The organism is Paenibacillus polymyxa, from assembly GCF_001719045.1.
Classification (GTDB): domain Bacteria; phylum Bacillota; class Bacilli; order Paenibacillales; family Paenibacillaceae; genus Paenibacillus; species Paenibacillus polymyxa_B.
Genome location: NZ_CP015423.1, coordinates 5,320,001 through 5,327,850, shown reverse-complemented (window position 1 = coordinate 5,327,850; position 7,850 = coordinate 5,320,001). Strand labels below are relative to the sequence as shown.

General features: G+C 47.1%; 3 protein-coding genes and 2 rRNA genes (1 of these 5 cut by a window edge). All 5 read right to left on the bottom strand.

Annotated features, from left to right (window positions below):
• Positions 1-50: 50 nt before the first annotated feature.
• Positions 51-1,916 carry an ABC transporter ATP-binding protein gene (locus AOU00_RS24090; protein WP_069291847.1) on the bottom strand — a complete coding sequence of 622 codons (1,866 nt, stop codon included), beginning with the start codon at positions 1,914-1,916 and terminating at the stop codon, positions 51-53.
• Positions 1,891-3,786, bottom strand: coding sequence for an ABC transporter ATP-binding protein (locus AOU00_RS24085; protein WP_081330750.1), 1,896 nt, complete (start codon positions 3,784-3,786; stop codon positions 1,891-1,893). Before AOU00_RS24085 ends, AOU00_RS24090 begins: the two co-directional genes overlap by 26 nt.
• 215 nt (positions 3,787-4,001) lie before the next feature.
• Positions 4,002-4,826 (bottom strand): thioesterase II family protein, encoded by an 825-nt coding sequence (locus AOU00_RS24080; protein WP_061832122.1) that lies wholly within the window; start codon positions 4,824-4,826, stop codon positions 4,002-4,004.
• Positions 4,827-5,785: 959 nt separating this feature from the next.
• Positions 5,786-5,902 (bottom strand): 5S ribosomal RNA (gene rrf, locus AOU00_RS24075).
• Positions 5,903-5,957: 55 nt separating this feature from the next.
• Positions 5,958-7,850 (bottom strand): 23S ribosomal RNA (locus AOU00_RS24070); it runs 1,034 nt beyond the window's last position.

The following is a 7,850-nucleotide window of genomic DNA, read 5'->3' as shown; positions in this document are numbered from 1 at the left end:
CCGTCTCTCTCCTCGCAAAATAGATATTGGTAAAAAGGAAATTCGCATATTTATGCGGTTTGTTCCTCGGGATGCTTTCGAAATTGAAGCTCATACAACTCTGCATAATGACCGCCCTCGGCAAGGAGCTGATCATGGGTACCCTGCTCTTTCAGTTCACCATCGGCAAGGACACAGATCGTATCCGCCCGTTCAATCGTAGACAATCGATGGGCAATAACTAATGTCGTACGATCCTTCATCAGCTCATTTAAGCCCTGCTGGACTTCATATTCCGATTCTGCATCCAAAGCCGAGGTTGCTTCATCCAACAGCAAAATCGGTGCATTTTTGAGCAAAGCACGAGCAATTGCGATCCGCTGTCTTTGACCGCCAGACAAATTGGCTCCGCGTTCACCAACAATCGTGTCGTACCCCTCTGGCAGCTCGGCTATGAAGCCGCTGGCATAGGCTGTTTTGGCCGCAGCCTCTACTTCCTCATCCGTGGCAGTCGGTGAGCCAAAACGGATATTATCCGCTACTGTACCGTGGAACAGCGTAGCCTCCTGTGGTACATAGGCCATCAAATCCCTGACCTCATCCAACGGAAATTCTTCTGCCAAGCGACCACGAACCCGCAGCACACCTTCGTCCGGTGGGTAAAATCCCAACAACAGCTTCATGACTGTGCTTTTGCCGCCACCACTCGGGCCGACAAGCGCGGTTACCTGTCCTTCTGGCACGACCAAGTTTAACCTTTGCAGCGTTGGATGGTCAGGCTGATAGCCAAAGGTGATGTCGTGCAGCTCCAGCGCAGCCGGAGTCTGTTCAATGGCATGGTCTGAACGCAAGGTCTCAACATCGCCATAGAATTCCCCAGATTCACGGGCTGATAAAGCTGCCGTCTCGGGATCGATAAGCCTAGTCAGCGGTCCCTTCTTTTTAGCCGCGGGGAACTGCTCTTCTTCCTTCGACTCATCCAGAATTTCGCGGATACGCGCCAAGCCTGCCAAAGAGTTTTGTAACAGTGTTACAGCTGCCCCTAGCTCCAAAAACACCGTTGAAATACCGGTTTGCAGCTGCACAATCTGTCCCAATACTCCCAGTTCCATTTGCTTCTGCGATACCAGAATCAATCCGGCGACAAGCACACCGCCCAGCGTAATGAACTCTATGACAAAATTGCACATATCCTGCAAGCCCATATGACGTCCCTGCCGGATGCTGATACGGTTTATGTCCTCGCTTGCATCGTTACATAGTCCACCTACCTTTGTCCTCAACCCAAACAACTTCACCGTCTGCAAACCGGAAAGCAAATCACTCAATCGTTCCGTGAACCTGCTCATCCGTCCCTGTAACTCTTCACTCGTCTTTCGCATTTTCTTTGCGAAATGAGCATTTATCCAGGCTGAAGCCAGCCCAAGTAAAACCGCCATAATCCCAAATCGCCAATCCAGAACCATCAAAATGACCAACGAGCCCAAGAAAAGCGAAATTTCTAGTATAATCGAGCGGATATGAACGGTGTAAGCCTGCTCCAGCGCCTGTACATCATTCGTCATACGGGATACAAGATCACCCGAATGGTGTTTTTCGGCTTTATCGTACGATAGCTTAACAATGTGGCCAAATAGTTTCATTCGTACTTCGGCAATCGCCAGCTTTACACACCGTTTATACATATAGCTGCACAGGGGGGAAATAAGACTTAATGCCAAAAATGTACCACTAACCAAATAGACCGCTCGGTATAGCTCCTGTACATCGCCATTAACCGCGAAATTCAGCAAATAATGCACCACAAAAGAAAGTAAAATCGTGATGCTCGCATTGGTCAGACTATTGCCAACCAGCCCGGTAAAATACCATTTTCGGTGCGGCTTCATCAGGGACATCAACTGCTTAAATTCATAAAACCCCTGCTTGAAGGTCACGACGCTCACCCCTTTCCTCAGGCAACGAATTACCGTTTTCCGCCGTATGCTGTTCTTCTTCAAAATTTTTCAAATACAGCTTTCGATACACACCATCACGACCTAGTAATTCCTCATGAGAACCCGATTCCACAATGCTCCCCTGATCGAGTACAATAATGCGGTTCGCCTGACGTACGGTTGACAGTCGATGAGCAATGACCAGTACCGTCCGGTTTTGCATTACCGCATTCATCGCATTCTGCACCTGAGCCTCCGACTGACTATCGAGTGCTGAAGTCGGCTCGTCCAATAGAAGCAGCGGAGCATTTTTCAGTAATGCTCTTGCTATGGAAATACGCTGTTTTTGACCGCCAGACAATCCGCCTCCCCGCTCGCTCAACAGGGTTTCATAGCCCTCGGGAAGTTGAACAATAAAATCATGCGCATGTGCCGCTTTCGCCGCCTCGACAATTTCTTCCCGAGTCGCCTCCAAACGTCCATATCCGATATTTTCTGCAATGGTGGCCGGAAAAAGCGACGGCTCCTGAGATACCATCGAAATATGACTGCGCAGGCTTGTTAAATTCCAATCTGTCAAACTCTTTCCAAATAGTTGAATGGTTCCAGCATGCTCTCCAGGTTCATTAAATCCGCAAAGCAGCTTGAAAATCGTGCTTTTACCTCCACCGCTGGCACCGACAATCGCCACCATATCCCCTTGCCCTGCCTGGAAGCTGATATCCTTCAGCACTGTGTTCCCTTCATCGTAGCCAAAGGTCAAATGCTCAAAGCTGACTACAGCAACACTATCAAAGTCATCATCACTTTCTGCTCCGCCTTCACTCATTCGGTTGGCTTTCCCATTTGCATCGTCTTTCAAATGAGGCACCTCATTCTCTCGCTTCTGATCTATCAAGGTTATTTCGCCATCCTGACGTTCATTCTGCCAATCCAGTACCTCAAACAAATGCTTTGCGGCTCCACCCGCTTCCTTCATTTGCGAAATGATTGTCGGCAGCATGGCAATCGGCTGCAATATGAACGAAATCAGGTATAAAAAAAGTACAATGCCTCCAGCATTCAGCTCTCCATGTTGTATCAGGTATCCTCCGTATACAATGACCAAAATAATCGGTGTTGCTAGCATCATCACACCTACCGGAGTAATGGCTGCATAGCGCTTTTCTAGCCGTAAGCCGCGCTTGACGACCTCCTCCATAATCACCATATACTTCTTCAACAGCACAGCCTGCATATTGAATGCCTTGACGATAGGGATTCCTCCGATTGCATCTTGCCCCACAGCGTTCAAATGAGCAATTTTCTCCTGAAGATCCGAGGAATATTTTTCAATCGGCTTGCTCATTAGTGATGTTATGATCATTCCTATTGGCATGAGCGCAAGACTTGCCAATATCAGTTTCCAGCTTGTCAGTAAAAGCAATATGAGTGATGCCGTAAACACAAGCGGTAAATAAAACAGATTGGCAAACTGCTGGATAAAAAAGTTCTGTAATACTGCCGTATTATTGGTTAGACGGGATACCAAATCTCCGGTAAATTTCCTTTCCACGCTGGAAACCGGTAAATCGCAAAACTTATGTACGAGATCGCCTCTCAAGTCGCGCAGAGCACTAACACTAAATCGCGCTGAAGCGTACCTCATCACAAACTTACAGGGCATTCCAATTAGCGTCATACCAACAACCAGATAGATCATGTTCTGGGTAGAGGAGAATGTCCCCTGTGCCATTTGCTCAATGGCCTTACCCAAAACAATGTCAATAGCTGCCAAACACAAGGAGGCGATCACCGTTATGAAAACCCATAGATTATACGGCCTTACATAACGTGCGAGTCTCCGAAAAGCAGAATTTAATCGAAACAAGGGCATCCCTCTTTTCGTTGCCCACACTTTATCAGTGCGAACTTTTTATATTGGCTGTGGACGTCGTTGAGATAAACTCTGGGTTTGGATGCATGAGTATCCGTGCAGAATAAAATGCGATTTTGAACTATTCTGGAATTTGCATCTTGGTGTGGGTTGGTTGTTGATTGTTGCTGAGATGGTAATAACGAAGTGTATCGTGATGTGTGGGACATTCAACTCTGTCTGAATCGTGGTTGTAGGGTGCTTGTGTTGTAAGCTGTATGAGCTGCCGCCGCGTGGCCCATCGGCGAGGATGTAGAAAGAATGTTCTTGACTGCGCTTATAACCTCTTGTTCTTGTTCATGGATGAAAAAGTGATTACCTTCGAACATCCGAACATCCATAGGTGATGTCGTATGTTGTTGCCAGGCATGGAGTGAATCTGTGCTAACCTCAAAATCCTTTATTCCGCCTAAAACGGTCATCGGGCATACCAGTGGATTTCCCGGCTGATAAACATAAGTTTCACATACCTTAAAATCTGCACGCAGACGAGGCATAATAATTTGCATCAATTCTGCATTTTGCAGCACCTCTTCAGGAGTTCCCTGCATTAAACGAAGCTCTTCCGTGAAAGAATCGTCTGCTAAATCATGGAGTCGTTTTTTGGAGTATGGAAGATGTGGTGCGGATTTACCAGATATGATGATATGCACAGGTAGCTTTCCAGTTTTGCTGTACAACTGTCGTGCTGTTTCAAATGCAATCAGTGCCCCCATACTGTGCCCAAAAAAAGCGAACGGCTTATGCATGTATGGAGCCATTGCGGGAACCAACGATTGAACGATGTCTTGAAGAGTATCCATTGGAGCTTCTGTTGAACGGCTTTCACGTCCTGGAAGTTGTATAGGCAACACGGTAATGTCAGGCGCAAACCTAGACTTCCAAGAGTTAAATATGTAAGCACCACCACCGGCGTAGGGGAAACAAAATAGTTGGAGCTTCGCAGTCGGTTGGACCTCTGTTTTCGCGAACCAAGATTGCGATCGAGTCGTCATATGAATTCCTCCATCCTCTATGCATTTCATAATTTTACAGTAAATCCTTATATCTCTTTTTTTATTCCAACACTTTCTAACTATTTTTAAATATACAAACTTTAAAACCACTTGGCATGGGACAAAAGGGCTAAATCGATAGAGCTCATAAAAATAAAACAAAATCCATATTGTGTTATTTGTTTCCAAACTTCAAAAGCAACAATTTCACTTTTTGTATTAGTTATCTGTCAATCATGATCTGTTAATTTAGTTTAAAACGAAATTTTAGGTTTTCACGAATTTTGTAAAACTAAACTCATTATGATTTACATTGAAGCTACACCCCCTTATCCTACAACAATTTTATCTTTACATGCCATTAACATAAATGTAACAAATTCAACCTGATATCATCCGACAAATTCCGCCTTTTTCCGCAACTCTCTTTAACCTCCTAAATAATGGATTGAATTTGTATCAAGCTCACATAAGCCAAAATTAATAACTCTTTAATTTTGTAATAAATATTGTTATTTCATAGTCCTAAAGGACCGTATTTTGCATATTTTTTTCTGACTCTTCGTCTAAAAAATTCAGTTCGGATTGAGTTTTTCTCTCCCAAAGCTATGAATTTCATTTTCAAACTCTAATAGAAACGTTTCTATCTCGATTCAAAAGTACCTGTTCTCTAGAAATTTATAGCCTTACTTTTAATCTTTCACCCCCTCAAAAAACAGTAACGGCAAAACAGCAAGGCTCCCTGTTGTTGGAGCTTGCTGCATTATAAATTTCATTATGTTTGACTTCACTATCGGTCGTTATGCAGAGCGTTGTAAGCTTTATTGTAGTTATCCCCCAATCTTATTAATTTAGTGGGATGGAGTATATGTATGGGTTTCTTGTATAATTTCCAAAACGCGAAAGCCTTATGGTATACAAAAAGAGCACAGCCCATTAAGGCTGTGCTCTTTTATCTTGCTTGGCGACGTCCTACTCTCCCAGGACCCTGCGGTCCAAGTACCATCGGCGCTGGAGGGCTTAACGGTCGTGTTCGGGATGGGTACGTGTGGAACCCCTCCGCTATCGCCACCAAACCTTCAAGGTTACACCCTGAAAACTGGATCCGAAACTTATTTGCGTTTTATTCTTTAGGATAAGCCCTCGACCGATTAGTATTGGTCAGCTCCATGCATTACTGCACTTCCACCCCCAACCTATCTACCTCGTCGTCTTCAAGGGGTCTTACATACTGGGAAATCTCATCTTGAGGGGGGCTTCACGCTTAGATGCTTTCAGCGCTTATCCCTTCCGTACATAGCTACCCAGCGGTGCTCCTGGCGGAACAACTGGTACACCAGCGGTACGTCCATCCCGGTCCTCTCGTACTAAGGACAGCTCCTCTCAAATTTCCTACGCCCACGACAGATAGGGACCGAACTGTCTCACGACGTTCTGAACCCAGCTCGCGTACCGCTTTAATGGGCGAACAGCCCAACCCTTGGGACCTACTTCAGCCCCAGGATGCGATGAGCCGACATCGAGGTGCCAAACCTCCCCGTCGATGTGGACTCTTGGGGAGATAAGCCTGTTATCCCCAGGGTAGCTTTTATCCGTTGAGCGATGGCCCTTCCATGCGGTACCACCGGATCACTAAGCCCGACTTTCGTCCCTGCTCGACTTGTAGGTCTCGCAGTCAAGCTCCCTTCTGCCTTTGCACTCTTCGAATGATTTCCAACCATTCTGAGGGAACCTTGGGGCGCCTCCGTTACTCTTTAGGAGGCGACCGCCCCAGTCAAACTGCCCACCTGACACTGTCCTCGCACCGGGTCACGGTACCAAGTTAGAACCTAGATACGATCAGGGTGGTATCCCAAGGATGCCTCCCTTCAAGCTGGCGCTCAAAGTTCTACGGCTCCCACCTATCCTGTACAGATCGTACCCAAATTCAATATCAAGCTGCAGTAAAGCTCCATGGGGTCTTTCCGTCTTGTCGCGGGTAACCTGCATCTTCACAGGTATTAAAATTTCACCGGATCTCTCGTTGAGACAGCGCCCAAGTCGTTACGCCATTCGTGCGGGTCAGAATTTACCTGACAAGGAATTTCGCTACCTTAGGACCGTTATAGTTACGGCCGCCGTTTACTGGGGCTTCGGTTCATAGCTTCGCTCTTGCGAGCTTACCACTCCCCTTAACCTTCCAGCACCGGGCAGGCGTCAGCCCGTATACTTCGCCTTGCGGCTTCGCACAGACCTGTGTTTTTGCTAAACAGTCGCTTGGGCCTTTTCACTGCGGCCCCCTCGGGCTATTCACCCTACCGAGGCACCCCTTCTCCCGAAGTTACGGGGTCATTTTGCCGAGTTCCTTAACGAGAGTTCTTCCGCGCGCCTTAGAATTCTCTTCTCGCCTACCTGTGTCGGTTTGCGGTACGGGCACCTTCTCCTGGCTAGAGGCTTTTCTTGGCAGTCTGAGATCATGACCTTCGCTACTATAATTTTCGCTCCCCATCACAGCCCAGCCTTAACGATGTGCGGATTTGCCTACACATCAGCCTCACTGCTTAGACGGACATCCATCAGTCCGCGTCACTACCCTACTGCGTCACCCCATCGCTCATAACGGATTACGGTGGTACAGGAATTTCGACCTGTTGTCCTTCGACTACGCCTATCGGCCTCGCCTTAGGTCCCGACTTACCCTGAGCGGACGAACCTTCCTCAGGAACCCTTAGGCTTTCGGCGGATCTGATTCTCACAGATCTTTTCGTTACTCATACCGGCATTCTCACTTGAATGCAGTCCAGCGCTCCTTACGGTACACCTTCAACCCGCATTCAACGCTCCCCTACCCCTGATGCAAGCATCAAGCCATAGCTTCGGTGGTGTGTTTAGCCCCGTTACATTTTCGGCGCAGAGTCACTCGACCAGTGAGCTATTACGCACTCTTTCAATGGTGGCTGCTTCTAAGCCAACATCCTGGTTGTCTGTGCAACTCCACATCCTTTCCCACTTAACACACACTTGGGGACCTTAGCTGATGGTCTG

Excerpts from the sequence above, each read along its gene's own strand:
- AOU00_RS24080 (WP_061832122.1), bottom strand. The coding sequence starts at position 4,826 with ATGACGACTCGATCGCAATCTTGGTTCGCGAAAACAGAGGTCCAACCG.